We start from the raw sequence: 25,044 nt of genomic DNA, 5'->3' as shown, positions 1-25,044 counted from the left end.
AATGTTAGGACGTTTTACAGAAAGAGCGCAAAAAGCTCTATACTTTGCACAGCAAGAAGCGGTGGGGTTAGGTCATGATTATGTAGGTACAGAACATCTATTGTTAGGTTTACTGCATGAAAAAGAGGGGGTAGCAGCAAAAGGGCTATTATCCCTAGATATTACGATTGAAACCATTCGTTCTGCGGTAGAACAAATCGTGGGGCGCGGCAAAGGGAATAACTCACAAGTAGCCTATACACCTCGTGCTAAACGTTGTATTGAGTTAGCAATTGAAGTGGCAGCTGGCTTAGGCCATAATTACGTGGGTACAGAGCACTTATTGCTTGGTCTATTGCAAGAAGGGGAAGGCATAGCAACCCAAATACTAAATGGACTTGGCATTGATGTTCAAGTAGTAAGTCAAAAAGTAACGGAACTTTTGAGTGGGTTTGCTCCTTCAGGGCAGGGAGTAAATCCACAAGCTGGGGGAAAACAACAAAATTCCAATACACCTACCCTCGAGGAGTTTGGCCGCGATCTTAATAAATTAGCTCGAGAGGGGAAAATTGATCCTGTTATTGGGCGGGAGATAGAGATTGAACGTGTCTTACAAGTTTTGAGTCGACGTACAAAAAATAATCCTGTATTGATTGGTGAGCCTGGGGTAGGCAAGACTGCAATTGCAGAAGGCTTAGCACAACGTATTGTGCAAAACAATGTGCCTGAGATGCTCAGAGTAAAAAGAGTTGTATCTCTTAACATGGCTTCCTTGGTTGCAGGTTCTAAGTATCGGGGTGAATTTGAAGAACGTCTAAAGAAAGTTATGGAAGAGGTAAGGCAAGATGGTAATGTAATTTTGTTTATTGACGAATTGCATACCTTAATTGGTGCTGGTGCGGCAGAAGGGGCCATAGATGCCGCAAATATTTTAAAACCTACCTTAGCTCGTGGTGAAATACAAGTAATTGGTGCTACCACCCTCAATGAGTACAAAAAGTATATTGAAAAGGATGCGGCTTTGGAACGTCGTTTTCAGCCAATTACAGTAAACGAACCATCTGTAGAAGATGCGATTAGCATCTTGAAGGGCATCCGTGATAAGTACGAAGCTTTCCATCGGATTAGTATTACTGATGAAGCGATTGAAGCTGCAGTTACCCTATCCCATCGCTACATTTCCGACCGTTTTCTACCAGACAAGGCCATAGATTTAATGGATGAAGCCGCAGCAAGAGTCCGCCTTAAAACTTTTTCTTCACCAACCAATGTGAAAGAACTAGAAAAAGAATTAAAACAAGTGCAGACAGAAAAAGAAGCCGCCATTGCAGTACAAGAATATGAGCAGGCAGCTCGTCTTCGTGATGAAGAAAAAAAGCTAAAAGAAGAATTAGATAGCAAACAAAAAGAATGGAAACAGCAAGGCAACGAGCAACTTGTCGTCTCTGGTCAAGAGATAGCTCATATTGTAGCGGTTTGGACAGGTATTCCCGTTGAAAAATTGGCCCAAGAAGAAGCGGAACGTTTACTAAATCTGGAAGAGGAATTGCATAAAAGAGTAATTGGTCAGCACGATGCTATCAAATCAGTAGCCAGAGCAGTGCGGCGAGCTAGAGCAGGGCTTAAAGATCCAAAACGTCCCATTGGTTCCTTTATTTTCTTAGGACCAACAGGTGTTGGTAAAACGGAACTAGCAAAAGCATTGGCTGCTGCTTTGTTCAGTGATGAAGATTCTATGATTCGTTTAGATATGTCAGAGTATATGGAGAAACATACAGTATCTCGCTTAATTGGTGCACCTCCTGGGTATATCGGTTTTGATGAAGGAGGTCAGCTGACGGATGCAGTAAGGCGTAAACCTTATTCAGTCATCTTATTAGATGAAATAGAAAAAGCCCATTTTGATGTATTTAATATTTTGTTACAAGTGTTAGAAGATGGGAGGTTGACAGATAGTCAAGGTCGTAAAGTTGATTTCAAGAATACAGTAATTATTATGACCTCCAATGTCGGGGCTAAGCACTTACGAAAAGATAATACTGCCTTAGGATTTTTAGCAGATGATAAAGTAAATAATGAAGCTGAAAATGCTAAAAATAGAGTTATGGAAGAAGTAAAACGAACTTTCCGCCCAGAATTTATTAATCGTGTTGATGAACTGATCGTATTTAGTAGTCTAAACGATAAAGAACTGACTCAGATTGTCGACATTATGCTAGAGGAAGTTAGTAAGCGTTTGCAGGATAATAACTTATCATTGGAATGTAGCGATAGGGCAAAATCAGAACTAGTTAAAGAAGGGCGAGATTATGCTTATGGCGCTAGGCCACTTAGACGTGCTATTCAAAAATTAATAGAAGACGAAATCGCTGAATTAATGCTGCGCCGGCAAGTTACAAGTGGCGATACCGTGTTGATTGATGTGGATGAAGACGGAAAAGTGAAATTGACGAAAAAACAATAAATAATGCCATTTTTGCAGGAAAACAAATGAAATAAAGCGAAGAGCACTTTATAATAGCAACTATATATTTGCGTGTTATAAAGTGCTTGTTTTTTGAGAAGGGGTAACGGGATTGTCTAAAACTAAAATTCATTTTGTCTGCCAAGAGTGCGGTGCTGATTCGCCCAAATGGCTCGGGCGGTGTCCAGGTTGTGAAGCGTGGAATAGCATGGTTGAGGAAACGTTAGGTAAGGTAGATGGGAAAAATCGCCATAGTACCAGTAGTGGTGCAAAACCACGTCCAATTACGGAAGTGGATAACTTTCCAGTACCAAGATTAGCAACTGGTGTAGGAGAGTTTGATCGGGTGTTAGGTGGCGGTATTGTACCAGGTGCTCTTATTTTAATTGGTGGTGACCCTGGTATTGGTAAATCTACTATGCTCTTACAAGTGGCTTGCAGTGTAAGTCAAACATATGGAACGGTATTATATGTCTCTGGTGAAGAATCGGCCGCACAAACGAAAATGCGAGCTGAGCGTCTTAACAAATTAAGTGATAAATTATTGATAATGACGGAAACCAATCTGGACGATATCGCAGTAGCTGCAAATCGTCTTAAGCCTGCATTGATGATTATTGATTCGATTCAGACTATGTATAGTCCAGAAATTCCCTCCGCTCCAGGTAGTGTAGGCCAGGTGCGTGAATCCACTGGAAAACTTTTACGTTTAGCAAAAGAAAGTGGAATCCCGATTGCGATAATTGGGCATGTGACAAAAGAAGGTAACATTGCCGGTCCGAGAATTTTAGAGCATATGGTGGATGTGGTTCTATATTTTGAAGGTGAAAAAAGTTATGCTTTCCGTGTCTTGAGGGCGATAAAAAACCGTTTCGGTTCTACCCATGAGAGTGGAATTTTTTCCATGGAAGAAGAAGGTTTAATGGAGGTAAAAAATCCTTCCGGGTTACTGTTGTCTGAAAGAGCAGAAAGTGCACCAGGATCAGTAGTTCTTGCTTGTATGGAGGGAGTTAGACCTTTACTTATTGAGATTCAAGCCTTGGTTAGTACAACCTGTTTTGGCATGCCTAGACGTATGGCGGCTGGTTTTGATTACAATCGACTCATTCTTCTAATGGCGGTATTAGAAAAAAGGGTAGGTTTAACCTTAGCCAACCAAGATGCCTATGTAAACGCAGTAGGAGGCATTCGTATTACTGAACCTGCAGCAGATTTAGCTGTCATCTTAGCTGTCGCTTCTAGTTTTCGCAACGTTTCACTTGATGCGCGAACTGTTGTTATGGGGGAGGTTGGTTTGACTGGTGAGGTACGTATGGTGTCGAGGGTAGATGTACGTATTAGTGAGGCAGCTACCATGGGTTTTAAACGGTTTGTTATTCCTGCGGGGAATATGACTGGACTTAAAATTCGCCAGCAAGGACTTAAAATAGTCGGAGTGAGTAATGTACTAGAAGCGATGGAGGCAGTGTTTGTATGACGAAGAACCGAGAAGATAAATTATGGGACGCAAAATTTATTAAAACAATTAAGAAATTAGTACCTGGGACACCCCTACGAGAAGGTTTGGAAAATATTTTGCGGGCGAAGATGGGCGTCTTAGTGCTTGTTGGTAATAATCAGCCCTTAATGGATGTGGTAGATGGTGGGTTCTCTTTAAATTGTGAGTACACTCCTGCAGGATTTTATGAATTAGGTAAAATGGACGGTGCTTTGATTTTGTCTTCGGACTTAAAACATATCCTATATGCCAATGCTCAATTAGTTCCTGATTCCAAAATTCCTACAACGGAAACAGGTACAAGGCATCGTACGGCGGAAAGGGTTGCAAGGCAAACCGGAGGACTTGTCATTGCAATTTCACAAAGACGTAATCTAATTACCATGTATCTTGGTAACTTAAGGTATACTCTTAAAGATATTACAGTAAGCTTAAGCAGAGCCAACCAAGCGTTACAAACTTTGGAAAAGTATCGTAAGGTTTTAGTCAGGAGTTTAACGAATCTAAGTGCCTTAGAGTTCGAAGATTTTGTTACATTATTGGACGTGGCTGAGATTGTTATTCGTGTTGAACATGTGAACCGGATTGCTAGAGAAGTTGAGCGTCATATAATAGAATTAGGCAGTGAAGGTCGCTTGGTCAATATGCAAATGGAAGAATTATTATCTGAACAAGACGATATGGAACTGTTGCTTAAAGACTATTGTAATGGGGCTCAGAATTTTCAGCAGGTTCGTGAACAGTTAGCTGCATTGCCAGAGGAAAGTTTAGAACCTTATACTATATGCCGTATATTAGGCTACGGAACGACCCCGAATGCGCTAGATATACCTGTAGTACCTCGAGGTTATCGGGTGTTGAGCCGCATACCTCGGTTACCTATGTCTATTGTAGATAATTTAGTAACCCATTTCCGAACCTTACATTGTATTTATAATGCAACCACTACCGAACTTGACGATGTAGAGGGGATTGGTGAAGTTCGGGCAAAAACAATAAAGGACGGCCTAAAGCGAGTGCGAGAACAAGCACTGCTAGACCGTCATGTATGAATGTAATACAGATGATGGTAGATATGATATTATTTCTTTTTATATTTTTCTAAATTAATGTCTTCGACAAACCGAGCATAAGCTCGGTTTTCTTCTATTCTTACAACTTTATAGAGTTTATTTTCCTCAGAAAGAACTTCATCTCCAACAGATACCACTAAAGGTACATACATCAAGGTATGACCATCTTTTTCATCAACAACGAGGTAGTAATCATATACTTTTTGAGGCTCTGGTTCTGGTTTTTGTTGAATTGAAAAGATATTAAGAGGCAAGAGATGTAAAAAGCTGAAAGCAATAATGCTTACCAGTAAAATGCCCCCTGTTAACCATAGAAAAGGACGCTTGAATACCATGATAACAACTCCTTGGGAGATGTATTAATCTTTTCTTTTTCTGCGTGGGCCTAAAAAATTAGTGAATTCATATTTATAAAATTTGTAGAGCTTATTCTTGGCTTCTTGCCAACTGCCAGTGCTAAGATAAAGATAAGCGATAGTGCTAACGAGTACTGCGCCTGCAATTGAGAAGATATCATAAAGCGCAGCTTTATTTTCTTCTGATACTACATTTGCTACAATCCCTTGAGCAGTGTCTGTTGTAGGAGGGGAATTTTCTGCATCTGACACGGCGGCTGGTGAAGGAGCAGCAGTCATTGGATTTGGACTAATAATAGATGGAATGACATCGGCAAATAATGCAGCGCTACGTTGTGCAGCCTCTCTTGTATTGTATTGGGTACCCACTTCGACGAGCATAGAATGAGGATTTAAATCCTGGTTATAATTTCCATGGGCAATAAATATACCACGAATTAATCCTTGATAGGTTGCATCCGCATTCGCTTTTATTGTCTTGGCATATTGCAGAGTCGTTTCACGATTTTGGTTTTGCTGGCCGACTACTAATAAGATTCTCGCAGTATCTTCTCCGTTGATCGTTGTTTGATAGTATGTAAGCGGTGCGCTATCACGGTGAATGTCAAACAATGCTGCAGGCTGACGTTCCAGTAATCTCATAAAGGTACGTCTAGAACGCTGGTAAGCATTCGCATCGTGAGGCTCGTGAAGGGTTTTGTCATGTTCCGTTTGATAACCTAACTCATTAAGACGATTACTTAGACTATCGCCTACCAACATAATACTGCCTTTACCTGGCTCAGTTGCAACAGTATCAGTGGGGATATATGACTCGTCATTGTGAGTGTGATAAATGGCAATTAGCGGCTGATAACCAGCTGGTGTTCCTTGGACGGGTATCGAAATGGTACGTAGAGAAAGACTTGATTCAGCTTTAATAAAGCGAGCTTTAGCTAACGAGCCTTCAATAAGAGTAATTTCATAAAGATTATTATCCTCGTTAATATATTCATCACCAACATGAAGGGTTAGGCCTAGTTGTAAAATAACATTATTATTCTCATCCACTATCGTGTTATAGCCAGATGCTACTTCGTCACTATCGGAGGAATTGGCGGCCAAAGCGTAAGGAAGGGAAGAAAATGAGAATAGGAGCGTGATGATTATTACTAGGAAAGTAGACATGATTTCACCCCGTTACATTTTAAATAAGCGACATTGAGGATGGCAAAAATAATCACAACCTCCTGCATATTTGTATCATGTCCCTATGCTAATTTCTTTATGTAATAAAAAAACGCGACTATTATTAGTCGCGTTTTACAGTAGAAATAAGCAGTTTTAATTGTCCAATATTAGGATAAATGAAAAAATCCCAAAGTGGTAACAGTGTTACATTCTTTGTGCATTACTTCATTGAGGCTAATTCCTGATAAGTTGCAAAGTGCAGCTAAATAAAATAGACTATGTCCTAATTCTTTGGTTATTATTTCTTTACACTGTTCGCAAGGCTCACCTGATAAATGAGAAGACATGAACTTTTTCAAGTGGCTATATTCGATGTCAGCAGGTGCTTGCTGGCGGGTGGCATTTACTGTTACGCAACCGCATTCTGTAACTGATTTGGCAAAAGCACGATTGACTCTGGCACTTGCCTCTTGGTATTTTGTCATAATATCAAGGATACTGCGATGGCGAATTAAGTAATCATCTACAGCGGTTTGGAAATCAGAGCATTTTTCATCCATTACGAAACACCTCACTTTGTATTAATTATATAAATATCAATCTATGATTGTCAATATTGTAGAAGATGAATTTGCAATTTAAAATTTTTTATGTAAATCTTAATTAAATTCATAATATTCTAAATGGCTATAATTAGCCATTTAAGTAGGTAATTCACGATTTCCGTCAAAAATAGCGATCATAAGGGAATAAAATAATGTTTGACAATAATTATTGCGCTATGCTAAAATATACAATTTTGACAATGTGTTTTATTTGTGTTATACTACGTAGCATAGGAGTTGATGCTATGTTAGCTATAGGGGACAAAGTGGTATATCCCATGCATGGTGCAGGTGTCATTGAGGCAATTGAAAAGCATGAAGTGTTTGGACAACTGCAAGATTATTATATTCTTACGATGCCTTACGGTGGTATGAGAGTGATGATTCCTATGAAAAATGTTGAAAATATTGGTCTTAGAGAAGTGATTGACGAAGTAGGAATTACCAAAGTTGTAGATATACTAAGGGCTACTTCAGTGCAAGAAACGGCTAGTTGGAATAAGAGATTTAATTTAAACTTAACAAAAATAAAAACTGGCAGTATATATGAAGTGGCTGAAGTTGTTCGGAACCTTATGCTCCAGGATAATTCAAAAAAACTGTCAGCTGGTGAACGAAGACTACTCGAAACCGCGAGAAAAATTATGGTTAGTGAACTAGTTTTAGCTTGTGGTAAAGATTTGGGTAGTATAGAAGAATGGATAGATGAGTTAATGCAAGAAAATACGCCAGGCAACTGACGTATTTTTTTGTTAATGTTAGGATATAATAGATAATGTTTCCACCCTATATTGTAAAGATACTAGGGTTGTGGGAATGCGGAAAGTCTTATATAATAATAAATAGTAAAGGAGGTGTAATTTTGTTGGATAAAATTTTGAGATTTATCATTGCACTATTAGCGGCTATTTCAGGCGTAATGACAGCAAAGTGGTTAGGAACCAGTTCTTTCTTGTCATCTATAGTGAGTGATGAATTTTTGCGGGTAGGATTTATCAGCAGCAGTGATACGATGGTCACTATCTTGCTAGCTGCATTTGGTGGTTTAGCAGGTGGGATAATTGGTTATCTATTAGCACCTTTTTGTATCAAATATTTATGGCAATTTACGTATTGGATAGAAGCAAGGCTTAATAAAATGCCAGTGTATGATGTTATTGCAGGCTCGATAGGACTGGCTGTTGGTTTAATTATTTCTAACTTAATTGGATCTGCATTTATGCATATACCGATTATTGGTAGCTATGTTCCAGGAATTATTAGTATAATCTTAGGTTATCTTGGGGTAAATATTGCTATTCATAAGCGTGAAGAAATAGTTGGACTATTAGTAGGTTTCTCATGGAAAGGAAAAGAGAAGCAAAAGGAAAAAGTAGTTACTAAACCGCACTATAAAATTCTAGACACGAGTGTCATTATTGATGGGCGTATTGCGGATATCTGTACAAGTGGATTTGTGGAAGGAATTCTTGTAGTTCCTGTATTTGTACTAGAGGAATTGCAACATATTGCTGACTCTTCAGACTTGCTTAAACGTAATCGTGGGCGCCGAGGTTTAGATATCTTAAATCGTATGCAAAAGGAGTTAGGTTTGCATGTAGAGATTTATGAACAGGACTTTGAGGATATTGTTGAAGTAGACTCAAAACTGGTTAAATTGGCACAATTACTTAAGGGAAAGCTTGTCACCAACGATTATAATTTAAATAAAGTTGCTGAGTTGCAAGGTGTAACGGTTCTTAATATTAATGAATTATCAAATTCTGTGAAACCTGTCGTGTTGCCAGGTGAGGAAATGGTAGTTCATGTTGTAAAAGATGGTAAAGAGCTTGGTCAAGGTATCGGTTACCTTGATGATGGTACAATGATTGTTGTTGATAGTGGTAAAAAACACATGGGGGATACCATCGGTGTATTAGTAACCTCAGTGCTACAGACTGCTGCTGGACGAATGATTTTTGCTAAACCTAAAGGCATGGAAAAAGGTGCGTAAGCAAAAAAGTAGTCATCACGTCTTCAAGTTATGCTCTTAAGCAGGCTTGAAGACATTTTTTTTTGCGGAATCGGTAAGTCGTTTTCGCGCCGGTCTATTTCAGAAAAATTAGCTGTATATGCAAGGGGGTGTAGGTATTCTTGTAATATCAAAGAGATCCTACATTCAATTTAAAAGAGGGTAATTTGACAGAAAGATAGAACAATTAGGTTATACAATAATAAATAATGGAACTAAAGGAAAGGCAGGATAATAAAGTGGTTACAGTCATCATACCAGCTGCAGGACAAGGAAAGAGGATGAAAACGAGCAGTAATAAGGTCTTTTTGCCACTCGTTAATATGCCTGTGCTGTTACATAGTGTATTAGCTTTCTCAGCATGTTCTGAAGTAAATAATCTAGTTGTCGTAGTTGCCATTGATGAAGTAGAACAAGTAAGAACTATGCTCAGTAGCTTGAGAGGAATAAAGGCGTGGCAAGTAGTGATAGGTGGTAGTGAACGACAACATTCTATCGCAAATGCTCTTAAGGTGGTCTCAAAGGAAACAGAGGTAGTTTTAGTCCATGATGGTGCGAGACCTCTTGTGACAGAATCTTGCATTCAGGCTGTGATTAAAGCTGCTCGTATGCATAGGGCTGCTGTAGTTGCTGTAGCTGTGAAAGATACGATTAAAACAGTTGATGCAGATGGATGGGTCACAGGTACTCCCGAAAGGCGTACTTTATGGGCGATACAAACACCTCAGGGCTTCGATGCACATCTTTTGCAGCAAGCATATGAGAAGGCTAGGCTGGAGGGCTATATTGGGACGGATGATGCCTCTCTTGTTGAAAGATTGGGTATACAGGTAAAGATAGTGCCTGGTAGTTATGATAATCTTAAGATTACGACACCAGAAGATTTAACGATAGCTGAGGCGTTGCTGATAGAAAGAAAGAGGGAACTGAAAGGATGTGCAGCTGAAAGCATGGTACGAGTTGGTATGGGATATGATGTTCATAAATTAGTAGAAGGAAGAAAGCTAATATTAGGTGGTGTTGAAATACCTTATATACATGGATTAGAGGGACATTCGGATGCGGATGTTGTACTGCATGCTATTAAAGATGCTCTTTTGGGGGCGGCTGCGTTAGGTGATATTGGTAAGCATTTTCCTGATACAGATGTACAGTATAAAGGAGCTTCTAGTATTTTACTCTTAAAGAGGGTTGGAGACATTCTTGAGGAACATGGTTATGCAGTAAATAATATTGATGCCACGATTGTAGCAGAACGTCCTAAAGTAGCAGCGTATATCCCTGAGATGAATCATAATATTGCTGCTGCTCTAAGAATTGATTTGGGGCAAGTCAATGTAAAGGCTACAACAACAGAGGGGCTAGGATTTGCTGGTAAGGGAGAAGGCATCGCTGCTCATGCTGTGGCTTCCATCTTTAAGAGATAAGATAACAAAACTGCCAGCCTCAAGAAGGCTGGCAGTTTTGTCTCTTATAAATCTTACTTAACCGGGCATCATAGAATTAAACATACTAGAACCTGCTTTCCCAAGATAAATGCCGCAGATTGTAGATAAGATACTCAAAATAATAATAATGATCATGTTACTTGCAGTAAAACCATTTACCAGGTATAGCACAAAAATAGCAATGGATAATACTTGAAGGATAACTCCAACAATTGCTTTACGGATTAAAAGAGGTGTTTTTAATTTTTTAAAACGGATTTTACCGTCAATGATTCCTGTAATGAAACCTAAAAGTACAGAAAAGGGAAAGGCGATAATAGAAAGTTTTGCCGCAATGAGGAATTCTCCTCTTAAAGGATCGTCGACTCCAAAAGCAAGACATAGCATAAAAATAATAACAGCCATAAAGACTTGAGGAAAATGCACACTGATCGGATGAAGATGCTGATCAATAATAAATGTGCGACGCTCAGAGATTTTTTTTGTATAAGGCTCGAAAACAGTTTTTGGTAATCCGCAGGCAGGACATAGGTCATCTACATGGTTCTCATCCATTATAAATCCACAAGCTTTACATCTAACATAAGTTTTCATGTTACGACCTCCTAGTAATATTTAATATTGTTATCTTAGTTTTAATTCACCATAGTTTTCCATTCTTCCTGTATTTTTAAGAAAAATATTGTAGAATTAAGGAGTATTTGTATAAAATTTGTGCGAAGATACATATTATAAATAATCTGGATTTTATTTGTCCTAGTGATAATGATAGGGAGGATTATTTTATGCGCAAGAGTATATGTATTTTATTTGCAATGGTAATGCTAATCTGGCCGAATGTTGTACTGGCTGCAGAGTATATGCTCAATATAAATATTATAAAGCAAGAGGATGGTACTACCTGCACAGAATTTTGGTACGACAATCAGATGGTTTGGCGAATTGCGCTTTTAGCTGATGGCGCTAAGCCAGTCGCGGGATTTCCCAATACAAAAACAACCTTTATTGCACCTGATATTAGAGATGGATTGTTTATGATAAAAGTGCAATAAGATATTGCTTGGCACTTGCTAGACTATATGGCAAGTGCCAAAAGCTTTTTTTGCATAAATATATAGAATCTGCTAGAATTATATGGAACTAACGAAAAATGAATCGGTATAGAAAGAAGTTTTTGGGGGGAAGTTTACATGTTACAGCAAGAGATTAGAGTAAGGTTTGCGCCAAGTCCAACAGGTCCCTTTCATATTGGTGGTGCCCGTTCGGCTTTATTTAATTGGTTATTGGCTAAAAAATTTAATGGTAAATTTATCATGCGAATTGAAGATACGGATTTGGAGCGATCTACAAAGGAATCAGAAGAGGGAATTAAAGAAGCTCTTCATTGGTTAGGTATTACCTGGGATGAAGGTACTGATGTAGGAGGGCCATATGGACCTTACCGCCAGACGGAGCGTTTAGATACATATGATACCTATACAAAACAATTGCTAGAAAATGGACAGGCTTATTATTGCTACTGTAGTGAAGAAGAAATTGAAGCAGAAAGGCAGGCGCAATTAGATAAGGGTGAAAACCCCCATTATGGCGGTCGCTGTCGTCATCTTACAGAAGAAGAAAAGGCAGGTTTCGTTAAAAGAGGTGTAAAACCTACTGTACGTTTTCATGTAAAAGAAAATCAACAGATTATGTTTAAAGATATGGTCCGTGATACGGTAAGTTTTGACTCCAATGGTGTTGGTGATTTTGTAATTGTTAAATCCGACGGGGTTCCTGTGTATAACTATGCCGTAGTAGTGGATGATGCCTTAATGAAGATTACTCATGTCATTCGTGGCGAGGAACATTTATCAAATACTCCTCGGCAAGTTGTTTTATATGAGGCATTAGGGTTTGTTCCTCCAGTTTTTGGGCATATTTCCCTCATTTTAGGCACTGACCGTACAAAGATGAGCAAACGTCATGGTGCAACGGCAGTTGATAGCTACCGGAAGCTCGGATATTTGCCAGAAGCAATCGTCAATTTCTTGGCTCTTCTAGGTTGGTCTCCTGGTGGAGAAAAGGAATTCTTCTCAATAGAAGAGCTCATTCAAGAATTTTCTATGGAACGAGTAGCAAAAAATCCAGCAGTCTTTGATGTCGATAAGTTAAATTATATCAGTGCCCAATATATCAAAAAAGCGGACCCGGAACTAATTACGGAACTTGCTATGCCGCATTTAAAAGAGGCAGGTTATATTGGCGATGGGATTACTGGGGAAAAGAAACAATGGCTAGTTGAAGTGGTAACGCTGCTGCAAGAATATATTAGTTATGCAGCAGAAATTGTCAATCATATTGATATATTCTTCAATGATAACGTGGAATTTGAGAATGACGAAGCGATACAAGTATTGAAAGATGCTGATGTTCCTGCTGTTATGGAGAGTTTCCGCGAAAAACTAACAGCATTAGAAGTGGTAGATGCACCTAACGTAAAAGCTCTTCTAAAAAGCATTACAAAAGAATTAAAGCTAGGTGGGAAAAAAGTATTTATGCCCCTTAGGGTTGCCTTAACAGGTAAGATGCATGGTCCAGATTTGGATAAGGTAGTTGCGTTGCTTGGTAGAGAAAGAATAATTAATCGATTGACTACCACGTTAACTAAAATTTAATTGACACTGCTATCTTCCCTTAGTATAATTTCATATATGATAAAAAAGGGTACTGTATGCAAGTCACTTTTTTGTCGATATCGCATAGATATATATTAGAAATGTAATGACTGGGATAAGTAAGTGTAAATCTGCCATCCAGAGAAGTATCGCCACTGGCTGAGAGTGATACTAGGTAAGATACGCCCAAATGCACCCAAGAACAGGTTGGTCGAAGTTATAGTAGGCCCGCTCGGTAGCAGCCGTTATTGTGCGATTAAGGGGCATTTTATGCCTAAGCAGAGTGGAACCACGGACCACTGTCTCTGTATGAGACAGTGGTCTTTTTGTTGACTATTTCAATAAGAAAGGGGGGAGATCCTATGTTTTCTCGTATAAAAAAAGATATCAAAGTGGTATTTGAGAGAGATCCGGCTGCTAGAACGGTATGGGAAGTATTGTTGTGTTATCCAGGGCTTCACGCTATTTGGCTGCATCGTATTGGACATTATTTTTTTAAAAGGGGTTTTGTAGTATTACCTCGTATGATTTCCAATTTAGCTCGCTTTATAACCGGGATTGAAATTCATCCAGGTGCTACAATTGGCGAGGGATTATTTATTGATCATGGCACAGGTATCGTAATTGGGGAAACTGCTGAGGTTGGTGATAATGTTACCTTATACCAAGGAGTTACTTTGGGCGGGACAGGTAAAGAGAAGGGGAAGCGTCATCCGACCATTGGAAATAATGTAGTCGTTGCCAGTGGAGCCAAAGTATTAGGATCTTTTTCAGTAGGCGATAACTCAAAAATTGGTGCTGGTTCTGTTGTATTAAAGGCCGTGCCGCCAAATTCCACGGTAGTTGGTATTCCAGGGCAGGTAGTGTGGCATAATGGTAAAAAGGTAAATGGATTAGAGGATATTGATTTAGAACATGATGATTTGCCAGATCCAGTGCAAGAGATGATGCAATGTTTGCAGCGTAATATGTTTAAAATGGAAGAACGGATAAGTCAGTTAGAAGAGGAGTTAGAGAAACGTGACATTAAGAGTTTATAATACGATGACGAGACAAAAAGAAGAGTTTGTGCCTAATGAGGCAGGAAAGGTAAAAATGTATGTTTGTGGGGTAACTCCTTATAACCATCCTCACATTGGTAATGCTAGGCCCTTTATCACCTGGGATGTGATTAAACGATATCTTACTCACTGTAAGTATGAGGTTTATCATGTACAGAACTTTACAGATGTAGATGATAAAATTATTAAAGCAGCCAATACAGAGGGCGTGACATGGGATACTATTGCCAACCGATACATTACTTCTTATTTTGAAGTAATGGATAAGTTAAATATCCTTCGGGCGGATATATATCCTACAGTATCAGAGCATATGACTGAAATTATTGCTCTAGTTCAGGGGCTAGTGGATAAAGGTTATGCTTATATTGTTGATGGTGATGTTTATTATAGTGTAGAGAAATTTGATGATTACGGGAAGTTAAGTGGACGTGACATTGAGGATATGAAGGCAGGAGCTAGGGTGGATGTGGATGAACGTAAACAACACCCTATGGATTTTGCTTTATGGAAAAGTGCGAAACCAGGTGAACCTGCTTGGGAAAGTCCTTGGGGAAAGGGAAGACCAGGTTGGCACATTGAGTGTTCAGCGATGTCCCTTAAATATTTAGGTAATAGTTTTGATTTTCATGGTGGTGGCAGTGATTTGATTTTCCCACATCATGAAAATGAAATTGCCCAATCAGAAGCCTTTATGGACGAGGAACAACCCTTCGTCCGTTATTGGCTACATAATGGTTTCATTACGGTAAACGAAGAAAAAATGAGTAAATCCTTAGGAAATTTCTTTTTAGTAAAGGACATTCTAGAACATTATTCTGCAGAAGTATTACGATTTTTTATTTTATCTACCCATTACCGCAGCCCTCTTGATTTTAGCGATGAGCGTTTATCTGAGGCACAACGCAGTCTAGAAAGGTTACGTACGGCAGTAGAGAATGTAACGTACTTGGAGAAACAGCCAGATACAGGTAATAGTGATAAGACGGATGAATTAAAGAAAGTGTCCCAAAAAGCAATAGAGGATTTCTATAAGGCTATGGATGATGATTTTAACACTTCTTTAGCCATTAGTGTCATGTTTGGCTTAGCTAAGGAAATTAACGTATACTACAATGCAGTGTTAGCAGGCAAGGTGTCGCATACAAAAGAAGGTTATACAGCGCTGAACGAAGCATATTTTATGATGGCTAATGTACTAGGAATTTTAGTGCAGGGACAACAAGAGAAAGTGGATGATAACCAAGAACTAGTTGAGCAACTGATGGATATTATTATTGAGATTCGCCAACATGCTCGTCAAAATAAAGACTGGTCCACTGCGGATAAAGTCCGTGATAGCCTTAGTGCAGTAGGTATTGTTTTAGAAGATTCTGCCCAAGGCGTAAGGTGGAAAAAACGATGAAATTTGACCAATTTCAATTTCTTTTACAAAATGCATTTTGCGAAAGCGAAGGGGATGGACCTCCAAAAGTAAAATATAAAGATATACCAGTGGAACGTTTACATCCGTTAGTATTAGCCTATGTGGGGGATGCTTACTTTACGTTGTACGTAAGAACGACACTATTATCTTATGAGCAAAATAAGGTCAGAGTACTTCATACACTTGACTCAAAAATCGTTTCTGCTACCATGCAAGCTGTAGCTTTCCAGTCTTTAGAGAGTGGGCTGACAGAGCAGGAAATGAGCATAGTTAAACGTGGGCGAAATGCCAAATCAACAGTGCCGAAAAGTGCCACCGTGGCTGAATATCGCAACAGTACAGGTTTTGAGGCACTATTAGGTTATCTGTATTTAGGAAAAAATTACGAGCGTTTGTCAGAACTTGTGGAAAAAGCATTTGCGGTTATTTCCCGGGAAATGACAAAGACTGCTAAAGATAGCGGGGGGAAGAAATGAAAGTAAAAATGATATCTCATACTCCTGATCCAGAAAGGATGGTGGCAATGTCTGCCCGGCTTTGCTATTCGCCAGTTGGGGCAGAAGATTTAGTAGAAACTATGTCTACCACGCAAGTAGAAAAGCTAGTTAGTAAAATTGTCGAAATGGAACATCTATCAACATTAGAACACGTAAGTTTTACTTTTGCCATAGAAGGTGTGTCACGTGTACTAACCCATCAATTGGTTCGTCACCGGATTGCATCTTATTCCCAACAATCCCAGCGTTATGTTAGTGAACATGATTTTGAATATATCCTGCCGCCGACAATTGCATCGAATGAGGTTGCTAAAGAGAAGTTTGAACAGTTAATGCAACAAATTCGTAGTACCTATAATGAATTGGTTGACCTAGGTGTCCATAAAGAAGACGCTAGATATTGTTTGGCTAATGCTGCAGAAACTAAAATCGTTGTAACGATGAATGCTAGAACCTTATTGCACTTTTTTGAACTTCGTTGTTGTGCAAGGGCCCAATGGGAAATTAGAAGATTGGCAGAACTGATGTTAGTTGAGGTAAAAAAAGCTGCTCCTTTACTTTTTAAAAAAGCAGGTCCTACTTGCATAACTGGCAATTATTGCAGTGAAGGTGAACTAACTTGTGGTCGTCTCGCTGCAATGCAAGGTAGTGCTAAAAAATAGTCTTAAAATTTTGCTGAACCACAAAGACACAATACCGCTGCCGCGGTACACAAAGAGTAACAGAATGTATAAGCCTCTTTGTGTCCTTTGTGTTTTTGTGGTTCATATGATTTAACGCTAGAATGCAGGACCAAATAAAAGCGTATTTTTAAGTAAATGTACTTAAGCAGAGGTCGGCGGATGTTAGAGTAGTACGTGTTAATACATACCTTATGAGAAAAAGGGAAAAATAGAGTGTCATCAATTGGTGACAGAGAGGGGAAACAGAATGTCAGAAACAGAAGAGTTTATTATGGGACGAAATAGTGTAATGGAGGCATTGAAAAGTGGTCGCCCAATCAATAAGATATTTGTGGCAAAAGGAGAAAGACAAGGTTCTATTCGTGAGGTAATTGCCTTAGCACGTGAAAAACGACTGATAATACAAGAGGTAGAAATAAGTAAGCTAGATGGAATGACAGAAGGGAAAAAACACCAAGGAGTGGTAGCTAGCATACCGCCAGTAGATTATGCAGAATTAGAAGATATTTTATCCAAAGCGACGGCGCCTGAGGAGACACCTTTTCTTGTTTTGTTAGATGAATTAGAAGATCCTCATAACGTAGGGGCTATTTTGCGTACGGCAGATGCTGCGGGAGTACATGGAGTTCTAATGCCAAAAAGACGCAGCTGTCCTTTATCAAGCACTGTAGCCAAGACTTCAGCTGGAGCTGTAGAATATGTACCTGTAGCTAGGATTGGAAACGTGTCTCAAACATTAGAAGAATTAAAAAAGTCGGGTATGTGGATCGTTGGGGCTGATATGGACGGAGAAAAGAATTACTATGATGCAGATTTGACTGGACCAATTGTTGTAGTTGTAGGGAATGAGGGCAAAGGCATGGGACGTCTAACAAAAGAACATTGCGATTTTGTAGTGCGCATTCCCATGTTAGGCAAAATTAGTTCCTTAAATGCCTCTGTAGCTTGTTCTTTATTATTATATGAGGTTGTCAGACAACGGGAGATGAAAAAATAAGTGAAAAATACGTGGTTAGGGATGACCGCGCTTGGCATGGTGCTAATAGGCTTTTTAGGTTCGCTTCTTTTTATATCGTTTTATCCTAATGTATATAAAGGGGTGGCTGTAGAAGGGGTAGATATTAGTGGACGTAGTCGAGAAGAAGTAGCTGAATTATTAGCAACATGGAGAAAAGAGTATCATAATAAATCAATTATGGTATATCATGACGGAACAAAAGTGAAGGTAGATGCCAGCAGCATTGATTTAGATATTGATGTGGATACTACCTTGGATGAGGCTTTACGTTACGGACGGACTGGAACCTGGTGGGAAAGAATAAAAAAAATTGGGACAAGTTTGCAGGAAGGCTATCCTATTTCTCTTGCCATCAAGTATAATAAAGATAAATTGAATAACCTGTTTGAAGAATGGAGAGGGGCGATTGAACGTCCCGCTCGTAATGCTACTTTTAGTATGGTAGCAGGAACCATCATTCCTCAAGAACAGGGGTATAGTCTGGAGTCAGATGCATTGGAGCCTCTTATCCTTGAGACTTTTAAGAAATCAGATAACAACGTTGTTACGTTACCAGTAAAAATTCTCTATCCTAAAATAACAGTGGATGATATCGCATCTACTGGTATAAAGAAAATTTTGAGTAGTTACACGACTACTTTTAATAAGCAAGATACCAATCGTACCGCTAACATACAGTTGGCGGCTTGGAAAACCAATGGAACGATGTTGGAGTCGGGTAAAGCTTTTTCTTTTAATGAGATAGTTGGTCCACGAGAAAAGGAATACGGCTTTAAGGAAGCTCTTGAAATTGTCGACGGGGAGTTTGTTCCAGGCGTTGGTGGCGGTATATGTCAAGTATCCTCAACCCTGTATAACGCGGCTATCTTGGCAAATCTAAAAATCACGGAGAGGTATAACCACTCAAAGCCTTTGTCTTATGTACCCTTAGGGCGGGATGCTACAGTAGCATTTGGTACTTTGGATTTTAAATTTGTCAATAATACACCTGGACCTTTACTTGTTATGGCAGAAGTAGTAGGAAATAAACTAACAGTAGGTATTTTGGGACAGCAGCCTTTACAAGAAAAAATAGAAATTAGGACGCAAGAGCAAGAGAAACTTCTACCATCAATTATAAAAAAGCAAGATGATAGTTTATATATTGGAGAAACATTAGTAGATAAAGAGGGAAAGCCAGGTTATGCAGTAACTACCATAAGGCTGATACAGTCAAAAGAGGGGCAGATTAGAAAAGAAGTATTATCGAAGGATATCTATCTAGCAGATGATACGGTTGTAAAAGTGGGGACAAAAAAACCGTCTTTTACAAGTTCAATTGAGAGCAACTGAGATTTAATATGAGTATGTAATAGAAAGTTTATGAAATGCAGTCCGCTGTTTAAACTATGGGAGAATTATTATGAAAGATGTTCTATTGGTTGATGGATATAATGTAATTCATGCGTGGCCAGAATTGAATATTTATAAAAATAATCTTGAAGATGCTCGGGATAAACTGATTGATATTATGGCCGGCTATGGTGCTTTTCAAAATTTAGAGGTTACCGTAGTTTTTGATGCGAATGCGGTGAGCGGGGCTAGAGTCTTTGAACAGATGACTGGAAAAATCACAGTTGTATATACCCGTGAAGGAGAAACTGCAGATAGTCATATTGAGAAAATGTCTTATGATCTGGTTCGCCTAAGAAGGCGCGTTTATGTAGTTACGTCTGATTGGGTGGAACAAATGGTCATATTAGGGGCAGGAGCTTATCGCATTTCTGCTAGGGAACTTTTACAAGATGTGAAAAAGGTTAATAAGTTAATCAAAGAAGGTTTTTCAGAGTCTCCCCTTACCTATAGGCGGCAAGAATTAGAGGGGCGTTTGAATAGTGATGTCGTAAAACGTCTACATGAACTTCGTAAAAGGGTGTAGCTAGACAAGTTAAGCTTGACGAAATAGAGGACAGTAAGGTATAATTTGCTTTGAAGTGGCATGTACACATAACTTAGAGCACTAATCCTTTAGTGCATTTTCTTTTTGTGAATGTGTAGCAATTTGAGAGTGGGGGCGATGCGATGCGTTTTAATACTCAATGCGATTTGTATGGCTCATTTGAAAATATGAGTGACGAAGAAATTGTGCTTGATGCAAAAGATAGTGATAATACAATCGCACTCGACTACTTGATTAACAAGTATCGCAATTTCGTTCGAGCGAAAGCTAGGTCATATTTTTTGATTGGTGCCGATCGTGAGGATATTATTCAAGAAGGTATGATTGGACTTTATAAAGCCATTCGTGATTTTCGCACTGATAAACTTTCTTCTTTTCGGGCCTTTGCTGAACTCTGCGTAACTCGCCAGATTATAACAGCTATAAAAACAGCTACAAGGCAAAAACATATTCCCTTGAATTCATATGTATCTTTAAATAAACCTATTTATGATGAAGATTCAGATCGAACTCTACTAGATGTATTATCAGGTTCCAAAATATCCGACCCTGAGGAACTAGTGATTAGTAGAGAAGAATTTATTGATATTGAAGAGAAAATGGGAGAGATTTTGAGCGATCTTGAGTGGAAAGTGCTCATGGCATATCTTGATGGTAAGTCTTATCAGGAAATCGCTGTAGAACTGGACCGCCATGTGAAATCAATTGATAATGCTCTGCAAAGGGTGAAACGTAAATTAGAACGGTATCTAGATAATCGTGGGGATGATAGCGATATTCAAGACATGTACAAAGGTCTTGCTGGCTTTGGCAAAGAGACTCAAGGATAGTCTGGCTATGGTGATAAGGATAATGATTAGAATATAAGGAAAAACTTAGCGTTAGCTTTGTTTTTCTTTTTTTTTATTATTATTGTTATTAAATCTCTGTAAAGATTTGTATTTTTTATAAAAATGAGACCAGTCTTTAAAGGGATTTTATTATATATGTCGAAACAGAATAGTAAGAATATTCCAAGAAATGAAAACTATTCTATTTTGTAAAAGAATGCTACTGCTTTTGATGAAGAGATATAACAATTTATTTTATACTGTACACAAGATTCTAAAAAGGTATGAAAAGAAATATGATTATGTATTGTAATGCCTAATAGTATATTAATGTATAGGGGGATTTATAGTATGATGGAATCCAAGAAAACAGTAGCTATTCTATGTGGAGGCGGTCCAGCGCCTGGAATGAATAGCGTAATTAGTGCAGTAACAATTGAGGCTATAAAGCATGGGTGGAATGTACTAGGGATTTATGAAGGATATACTCACTTGTGTAATGCAGAAAAAAATGTTGTGCCTCTAACCATTGATATGGTTAGTAGAATACACCTTGATGGTGGTAGTATATTAGGGACAGCTAGAGCAAACCCAACAAAAAGCGATGCTCATTTGCGTAATGTAGTAAATACATTAATTGAAATGGGGGTCACTCATCTTGTAACAATTGGTGGAGATGATACTGCTTATTCTGCATGTAAGGTAGCAGAGTATGCTAGAAGGGTATTAGGGATTGATCTGTTCGTAGTTCATGTACCCAAAACCATCGATAATGATTTGCCCTTACCAGAAGGTATCCCTACTTTTGGTTTCGAAACAGCTCGCGCATTAGGCAGCCAGCTTGTTACCAATTTGATGGAAGACGCTAAAACCACCAGTCGTTGGTATTTTGCAATTGCGATGGGGCGTACTGCGGGACATTTATCCCTAGGTATTGGAAAAAGTGCAGGAGCTACCTTAACCATTATTCCAGAAGAATTCGGTGATAAGAAGATTCGGTTACAGATGCTCGTTGACATTCTAGTGGGTTCCATTATTAAACGTCTTACAAGTAAAAGAAATTATGGTGTAGCTGTGGTTGCTGAGGGATTAGTAGAAAAAATCGTAGTTGAAGATTTGAAGGAATTAGATTGTACATGCTTTGACGAACACGGTCACATCCGTTATACAGAGTTAAACTTCCCTGAATTATTAAAACAAGCAGTCGTGAAAAACCTTGCGGAATTAGGAATAAAGATGACGATTGTAGGTAAAGAAATAGGTTATGAATTACGCTGCGCTCCGCCAAATGCTTTTGATATTGAGTACACTCGTAATTTAGGTTTTGCTGCCTTTGAATTTCTGAAAAATAATGGCACGGACGCTCTAATCACGATTCAGAATAATGTAATTATCCCTATTCCTTTTGAAGAAATATTGGATATGAATACGAAAAAAACACAAGTACGTATGGTAAATGTAGACTCAGTGCCCTACCGTATTGCACGAGAGTTTATGATTCGCTTAGAGAAAGATGATTTGTATTCTCAGACAGATTTGAAGAAAATGGCGTTGATGATTAATGTAGATCCAGATGATTTTGTTAAACGTTTTGCCTATTTATTAGATTAAGCATAAACCAAACTGCAAGGCAAATACCACGCTCCCGTGGCATTCGCTTTTGCAGTTTGTTTTTTTATGTGCTATTTAAGAAAAAAAAGAATATTAATTAAAGGATGTATTTGAACTTGGTTTTACGGTATAATAGCTTTTATGGGTATTTTTTATATTGAATAAGGATGTGTGATAACTTGAGTGAAAATTTAATTGCTGTAATTATTGGTATTGTAGAAGGTATAACGGAATATTTGCCTGTTTCCTCTACAGGGCATATGATTTTAGTAGGAAGTATGTTAGGGTTCGAAGGCGAGAAGGCTAGCGTATTTGAAGTATTTATTCAACTTGGTGCTATTTTATCCGTAATTTTCTTATATCGTGAAAAGTTTATTCGCATACTCAGGCCGCAAAAGGTAAGCATGTTTGGTGGCGGATTGTCCATGCAACATATATTAGCTGGTATTGTCCCCGTGATGGGGATTGGCTATTTATTACATAAACCAATCAAAACCTATTTATTTTCGCCATACACTGTAATTGTTGGACTAATTTTAGGTGCTATTTTAATGCTTGCAGCTGAAAAAGTAGCAAAACGTCCAGTTACTACAGATGTAGATAAAATGACGTTGAAACAAGCTTTCTGGGTAGGATTATTTCAAGTGTTAGCCCTATGGCCTGGTTTTTCTCGTTCTGGCTCTACGATTTCAGGAGGCCTTCTACTCGGAATGAGTCGTGCTGCTGCCGCTGAATTTTCATTTATTATTGCTGTGCCCCTTATGGCAGTGGCATGTTTATATGATTTGCTAAAGGTGTGGGATAAATTAAATATTGCAGATCTGCAAATGTTCGCTATTGGTTTTGTTGTTGCTTTTGTTGTAGCCTATCTATCGATTGTCTGGTTTATTAGATTTTTGAATAAGTCTACATTAGCGTCTTTCGCTTATTATCGTTTTCTATTGGCTGCTGCTTCCTACTATTATTTCTTCGGTAGAATTTAGAAAAAGTAAGAATTAATGATATTATTTAAAAACCTATTGACATAATGAGAAAAATGTAATATATTATTTAAGCAGCACATGACAGGTTGTGAAAATGATGAAAAAACATATTTACAAAACTTAGTTGTTGTGTTATAATTAAATCTCGTCAAAGGTATGCTGGAATAGCTCAACTGGTAGAGCACCTCACTTGTAATGAGGATGTTGCGGGTTCAAGTCCTGTTTCCAGCTCCATTTTATTTTCAAATTGTATTGGATGGGTTCCCGAGTGGCTAAAGGGAGCAGACTGTAAATCTGCCGGCTCCGCCTTCGCTGGTTCGAATCCAGCCCCATCCACCATCTTATTATCGCGGGATGGAGCAGTTGGTAGCTCGTCGGGCTCATAACCCGAAGGCCACAGGTTCAAGTCCTGTTCCCGCAACCAACGTTTTTAAAACTAGTTTAGTTGTCAGTAAAACTAAAACTATGTTTAAAATATTAAATACTAATCTCGATAAAACATCGCGGGGTGGAGCAGTTGGTAGCTCGTCGGGCTCATAACCCGAAGGCCACAGGTTCAAGTCCTGTCCCCGCAACCAATGTTTATAACTGTTTTAAAACAGTTTTATATTGCTGGTGTAGCTCAGTCGGTAGAGCGTATCCTTGGTAAGGATAAGGCCACCGGTTCAATCCCGGTCACTAGCTCCATTTAATGCTATGGAAAAATATTCAATATTATTAGTAGTGCCTAAATGGATAGTGAGTGACAATGAATAAATATGGCGGTGTAGCTCAGCTGGCTAGAGCATGCGGTTCATACCCGCAGGGTCCGGGGTTCAAATCCCTGCGCCGCCACCAAAAAAAAGATATTGACATAACAAATTGATTGTTGTATAATAGTAAATGTCGCTGAGGAAAACAATGTGACATAACAGATGCTGGAATAGCTCAACTGGTAGAGCACCTCACTTGTAATGAGGATGTTGCGGGTTCAAGTCCTGTTTCCAGCTCCATTTTGCTGTCTATGGATGGGTTCCCGAGTGGCTAAAGGGAGCAGACTGTAAATCTGCCGGCTCCGCCTTCGCTGGTTCGAATCCAGCCCCATCCACCATATATATAATAATTTGATCTACTTATCATCGCGGGGTGGAGCAGTTGGTAGCTCGTCGGGCTCATAACCCGAAGGCCACAGGTTCAAGTCCTGTCCCCGCAACCAATGTTTATAACTGTTTTAAAACAGTTTTATATTGCTGGTGTAGCTCAGTCGGTAGAGCGTATCCTTGGTAAGGATAAGGCCACCGGTTCAATCCCGGTCACTAGCTCCATTTAATACTATGGGAATAGATATTGTTAATAGTATAGATGGACTGTAGGTGACAATATAAATATGGCGGTGTAGCTCAGCTGGCTAGAGCATGCGGTTCATACCCGCAGGGTCCGGGGTTCAAATCCCTGCGCCGCCACCAAACAGGTAATAAAACTTCGTCATATGGCGAAGTTTTTTTGTTGTTCAGCAGGAATTTTAATAAAAAAATAGAATATTGTAGCTTTGTAAAATAAAGTAAGTATAATAAAATTTCAGAAGTAGAAGACTCAAGTTGTAGCTGGTATGATATTTAGCGCTAGACTTATGGGTTTTCGTTTGAAATGGAACCACTATTTCATGGTTATGAAATAAAATTAAGGGGGATTTTTAAATGGCAAAGAAAAAGTTTGAAAGAAATAAACCACATATTAACATTGGAACAATTGGTCACGT

General features: G+C 38.8%; 22 protein-coding genes, 11 tRNA genes, 1 pseudogene and 1 other annotated feature. Of the genes and pseudogenes, 30 read left to right on the top strand and 4 right to left on the bottom strand.

The window, feature by feature from the left end:
* Position 1: 1 nt before the first annotated feature.
* The 3 genes from QSJ81_RS25105 (at position 2) to disA (ending at position 4,993) form a co-directional block, all read left to right on the top strand.
* Positions 2-2,443 (top strand): ATP-dependent Clp protease ATP-binding subunit, encoded by a 2,442-nt coding sequence (locus tag QSJ81_RS25105; RefSeq protein ID WP_285720030.1) that lies wholly within the window; start codon positions 2-4, stop codon positions 2,441-2,443.
* Positions 2,444-2,555: 112 nt separating this feature from the next.
* Positions 2,556-3,920 (top strand): DNA repair protein RadA, encoded by a 1,365-nt coding sequence (radA, locus tag QSJ81_RS25100; protein WP_285720029.1) that lies wholly within the window; start codon positions 2,556-2,558, stop codon positions 3,918-3,920.
* Positions 3,917-4,993 carry a DNA integrity scanning diadenylate cyclase DisA gene (gene disA, locus QSJ81_RS25095; RefSeq protein WP_285720028.1) on the top strand — a complete coding sequence of 359 codons (1,077 nt, stop codon included), beginning with the start codon at positions 3,917-3,919 and terminating at the stop codon, positions 4,991-4,993. The genes radA and disA overlap by 4 nt, the downstream gene beginning before the upstream one ends.
* Before the next feature lie 29 nt (positions 4,994-5,022).
* On the opposite strand, the gene QSJ81_RS25090 is transcribed toward disA, so the two are convergent.
* The 3 genes from QSJ81_RS25090 to QSJ81_RS25080 form a co-directional block, all read right to left on the bottom strand.
* Positions 5,023-5,349 carry a stage II sporulation protein P gene (locus QSJ81_RS25090; protein WP_285720027.1) on the bottom strand — a complete coding sequence of 109 codons (327 nt, stop codon included), beginning with the start codon at positions 5,347-5,349 and terminating at the stop codon, positions 5,023-5,025.
* A gap of 24 nt (positions 5,350-5,373) precedes the next feature.
* Positions 5,374-6,537, bottom strand: a complete 1,164-nt coding sequence (spoIIP, locus tag QSJ81_RS25085) for a stage II sporulation protein P (RefSeq protein ID WP_285720026.1) — start codon at positions 6,535-6,537, stop codon at positions 5,374-5,376.
* Between the two features lie 170 nt (positions 6,538-6,707).
* Complete coding sequence (locus QSJ81_RS25080) at positions 6,708-7,100, bottom strand: nucleoside triphosphate pyrophosphohydrolase family protein (protein WP_038667653.1); 393 nt, start codon at positions 7,098-7,100, stop codon at positions 6,708-6,710.
* 290 nt (positions 7,101-7,390) lie between these two features.
* Between QSJ81_RS25080 and QSJ81_RS25075 the strand changes: the two genes are divergently transcribed.
* The 4 genes and pseudogenes from QSJ81_RS25075 (at position 7,391) to ispF (ending at position 10,583) form a co-directional block, all read left to right on the top strand.
* Entirely contained in the window at positions 7,391-7,885 is a 495-nt protein-coding gene (locus tag QSJ81_RS25075) for a CarD family transcriptional regulator (RefSeq protein ID WP_038667656.1), read from the top strand.
* Positions 7,886-8,010: 125 nt separating this feature from the next.
* Positions 8,011-9,138, top strand: coding sequence for a PIN/TRAM domain-containing protein (locus QSJ81_RS25070; protein WP_285720044.1), 1,128 nt, complete (start codon positions 8,011-8,013; stop codon positions 9,136-9,138).
* A 227-nt stretch (positions 9,139-9,365) separates the two neighbouring features.
* Positions 9,366-10,052: pseudogene (ispD, locus tag QSJ81_RS25840) on the top strand (2-C-methyl-D-erythritol 4-phosphate cytidylyltransferase); the annotation flags it as partial.
* A 54-nt stretch (positions 10,053-10,106) separates the two neighbouring features.
* Positions 10,107-10,583, top strand: a complete 477-nt coding sequence (gene ispF, locus QSJ81_RS25835; RefSeq protein WP_502929684.1) for a 2-C-methyl-D-erythritol 2,4-cyclodiphosphate synthase — start codon at positions 10,107-10,109, stop codon at positions 10,581-10,583.
* A gap of 57 nt (positions 10,584-10,640) precedes the next feature.
* On the opposite strand, the gene QSJ81_RS25060 is transcribed toward ispF, so the two are convergent.
* Positions 10,641-11,198: a rubredoxin-like domain-containing protein gene (locus tag QSJ81_RS25060; protein ID WP_285720024.1), complete on the bottom strand. Its 558-nt coding sequence runs from the start codon at positions 11,196-11,198 to the stop codon at positions 10,641-10,643.
* Between the two features lie 191 nt (positions 11,199-11,389).
* Here QSJ81_RS25060 and QSJ81_RS25055 point away from each other — a divergent pair, with 191 nt between their 5' ends.
* The 23 genes from QSJ81_RS25055 (at position 11,390) to QSJ81_RS24945 (ending at position 24,751) form a co-directional block, all read left to right on the top strand.
* Entirely contained in the window at positions 11,390-11,656 is a 267-nt protein-coding gene (locus tag QSJ81_RS25055; RefSeq protein ID WP_285720023.1) for a hypothetical protein, read from the top strand.
* A gap of 138 nt (positions 11,657-11,794) precedes the next feature.
* Positions 11,795-13,258 (top strand): glutamate--tRNA ligase, encoded by a 1,464-nt coding sequence (gene gltX, locus QSJ81_RS25050; RefSeq protein WP_285720022.1) that lies wholly within the window; start codon positions 11,795-11,797, stop codon positions 13,256-13,258.
* 97 nt (positions 13,259-13,355) lie between these two features.
* Positions 13,356-13,568, top strand: a binding site (T-box leader).
* A 52-nt stretch (positions 13,569-13,620) separates the two neighbouring features.
* Positions 13,621-14,298 (top strand): serine O-acetyltransferase, encoded by a 678-nt coding sequence (cysE, locus tag QSJ81_RS25045; RefSeq protein ID WP_285720021.1) that lies wholly within the window; start codon positions 13,621-13,623, stop codon positions 14,296-14,298.
* The gene (gene cysS / locus QSJ81_RS25040) at positions 14,279-15,724 is read left to right on the top strand and encodes a cysteine--tRNA ligase (RefSeq protein ID WP_285720020.1); all 1,446 of its coding nucleotides are present in this window, start codon (positions 14,279-14,281) and stop codon (positions 15,722-15,724) included. The genes cysE and cysS overlap by 20 nt, the downstream gene beginning before the upstream one ends.
* Positions 15,721-16,221, top strand: a complete 501-nt coding sequence (locus QSJ81_RS25035; RefSeq protein ID WP_285720019.1) for a Mini-ribonuclease 3 — start codon at positions 15,721-15,723, stop codon at positions 16,219-16,221. The genes cysS and QSJ81_RS25035 overlap by 4 nt, the downstream gene beginning before the upstream one ends.
* The gene (thyX, locus tag QSJ81_RS25030; RefSeq protein WP_285720018.1) at positions 16,218-16,904 is read left to right on the top strand and encodes an FAD-dependent thymidylate synthase; all 687 of its coding nucleotides are present in this window, start codon (positions 16,218-16,220) and stop codon (positions 16,902-16,904) included. Before QSJ81_RS25035 ends, thyX begins: the two co-directional genes overlap by 4 nt.
* Before the next feature lie 268 nt (positions 16,905-17,172).
* The gene (rlmB, locus tag QSJ81_RS25025) at positions 17,173-17,922 is read left to right on the top strand and encodes a 23S rRNA (guanosine(2251)-2'-O)-methyltransferase RlmB (protein WP_285720017.1); all 750 of its coding nucleotides are present in this window, start codon (positions 17,173-17,175) and stop codon (positions 17,920-17,922) included.
* Positions 17,923-19,275, top strand: coding sequence for a VanW family protein (locus QSJ81_RS25020; protein WP_285720016.1), 1,353 nt, complete (start codon positions 17,923-17,925; stop codon positions 19,273-19,275).
* A gap of 70 nt (positions 19,276-19,345) precedes the next feature.
* Entirely contained in the window at positions 19,346-19,861 is a 516-nt protein-coding gene (locus tag QSJ81_RS25015; protein WP_285720015.1) for an NYN domain-containing protein, read from the top strand.
* A gap of 143 nt (positions 19,862-20,004) precedes the next feature.
* Positions 20,005-20,712: an RNA polymerase sporulation sigma factor SigH gene (sigH, locus tag QSJ81_RS25010; protein ID WP_038667682.1), complete on the top strand. Its 708-nt coding sequence runs from the start codon at positions 20,005-20,007 to the stop codon at positions 20,710-20,712.
* A 351-nt stretch (positions 20,713-21,063) separates the two neighbouring features.
* Positions 21,064-22,323, top strand: a complete 1,260-nt coding sequence (gene pfp / locus QSJ81_RS25005) for a diphosphate--fructose-6-phosphate 1-phosphotransferase (protein ID WP_285720014.1) — start codon at positions 21,064-21,066, stop codon at positions 22,321-22,323.
* Between the two features lie 179 nt (positions 22,324-22,502).
* Positions 22,503-23,306, top strand: coding sequence for an undecaprenyl-diphosphate phosphatase (locus QSJ81_RS25000; protein WP_285720013.1), 804 nt, complete (start codon positions 22,503-22,505; stop codon positions 23,304-23,306).
* 158 nt (positions 23,307-23,464) lie between these two features.
* Positions 23,465-23,540, top strand: a tRNA-Thr gene (locus QSJ81_RS24995).
* Positions 23,541-23,560: 20 nt separating this feature from the next.
* Positions 23,561-23,645, top strand: a tRNA-Tyr gene (locus tag QSJ81_RS24990).
* A gap of 9 nt (positions 23,646-23,654) precedes the next feature.
* Positions 23,655-23,730, top strand: a tRNA-Met gene (locus QSJ81_RS24985).
* A 78-nt stretch (positions 23,731-23,808) separates the two neighbouring features.
* Positions 23,809-23,884 (top strand) — tRNA-Met (locus QSJ81_RS24980).
* Positions 23,885-23,917: 33 nt separating this feature from the next.
* Positions 23,918-23,993: transfer RNA gene (locus tag QSJ81_RS24975), tRNA-Thr, on the top strand.
* Between the two features lie 73 nt (positions 23,994-24,066).
* Positions 24,067-24,143, top strand: a tRNA-Met gene (locus QSJ81_RS24970).
* A 79-nt stretch (positions 24,144-24,222) separates the two neighbouring features.
* Positions 24,223-24,298 (top strand) — tRNA-Thr (locus QSJ81_RS24965).
* A gap of 13 nt (positions 24,299-24,311) precedes the next feature.
* Positions 24,312-24,396 (top strand) — tRNA-Tyr (locus QSJ81_RS24960).
* 29 nt (positions 24,397-24,425) lie between these two features.
* Positions 24,426-24,501: transfer RNA gene (locus QSJ81_RS24955), tRNA-Met, on the top strand.
* 33 nt (positions 24,502-24,534) lie between these two features.
* Positions 24,535-24,610, top strand: a tRNA-Thr gene (locus QSJ81_RS24950).
* 64 nt (positions 24,611-24,674) lie between these two features.
* A tRNA-Met gene (locus tag QSJ81_RS24945) sits at positions 24,675-24,751 on the top strand.
* Positions 24,752-25,044 lie beyond the last annotated feature (293 nt).

Origin of the sequence: Pelosinus sp. IPA-1 (assembly GCF_030269905.1) — a bacterium.
In the GTDB taxonomy this organism is placed as follows: domain Bacteria; phylum Bacillota; class Negativicutes; order DSM-13327; family DSM-13327; genus Pelosinus.
The sequence above is the reverse complement of the archived record's forward strand: the minus strand, read 5'-3'. Positions and strand labels throughout refer to the sequence as shown.

Coding starts and splice junctions, on each gene's coding strand:
- QSJ81_RS25105 (WP_285720030.1), top strand. CDS start 2: ATGTTAGGACGTTTTACAGAAAGAGCGCAAAAAGCTCTATACTTTGCA.
- disA (WP_285720028.1), top strand. CDS start 3,917: ATGACGAAGAACCGAGAAGATAAATTATGGGACGCAAAATTTATTAAA.
- QSJ81_RS25090 (WP_285720027.1), bottom strand. CDS start 5,349: ATGGTATTCAAGCGTCCTTTTCTATGGTTAACAGGGGGCATTTTACTG.
- spoIIP (WP_285720026.1), bottom strand. CDS start 6,537: ATGTCTACTTTCCTAGTAATAATCATCACGCTCCTATTCTCATTTTCT.
- QSJ81_RS25080 (WP_038667653.1), bottom strand. CDS start 7,100: ATGGATGAAAAATGCTCTGATTTCCAAACCGCTGTAGATGATTACTTA.
- QSJ81_RS25075 (WP_038667656.1), top strand. CDS start 7,391: ATGTTAGCTATAGGGGACAAAGTGGTATATCCCATGCATGGTGCAGGT.
- ispF (WP_502929684.1), top strand. CDS start 10,107: ATGGTACGAGTTGGTATGGGATATGATGTTCATAAATTAGTAGAAGGA.
- QSJ81_RS25060 (WP_285720024.1), bottom strand. CDS start 11,198: ATGAAAACTTATGTTAGATGTAAAGCTTGTGGATTTATAATGGATGAG.
- QSJ81_RS25055 (WP_285720023.1), top strand. CDS start 11,390: ATGCGCAAGAGTATATGTATTTTATTTGCAATGGTAATGCTAATCTGG.
- gltX (WP_285720022.1), top strand. CDS start 11,795: ATGTTACAGCAAGAGATTAGAGTAAGGTTTGCGCCAAGTCCAACAGGT.
- cysE (WP_285720021.1), top strand. CDS start 13,621: ATGTTTTCTCGTATAAAAAAAGATATCAAAGTGGTATTTGAGAGAGAT.
- QSJ81_RS25035 (WP_285720019.1), top strand. CDS start 15,721: ATGAAATTTGACCAATTTCAATTTCTTTTACAAAATGCATTTTGCGAA.
- thyX (WP_285720018.1), top strand. CDS start 16,218: ATGAAAGTAAAAATGATATCTCATACTCCTGATCCAGAAAGGATGGTG.
- rlmB (WP_285720017.1), top strand. CDS start 17,173: ATGTCAGAAACAGAAGAGTTTATTATGGGACGAAATAGTGTAATGGAG.
- QSJ81_RS25015 (WP_285720015.1), top strand. CDS start 19,346: ATGAAAGATGTTCTATTGGTTGATGGATATAATGTAATTCATGCGTGG.
- sigH (WP_038667682.1), top strand. CDS start 20,005: ATGCGTTTTAATACTCAATGCGATTTGTATGGCTCATTTGAAAATATG.
- pfp (WP_285720014.1), top strand. CDS start 21,064: ATGATGGAATCCAAGAAAACAGTAGCTATTCTATGTGGAGGCGGTCCA.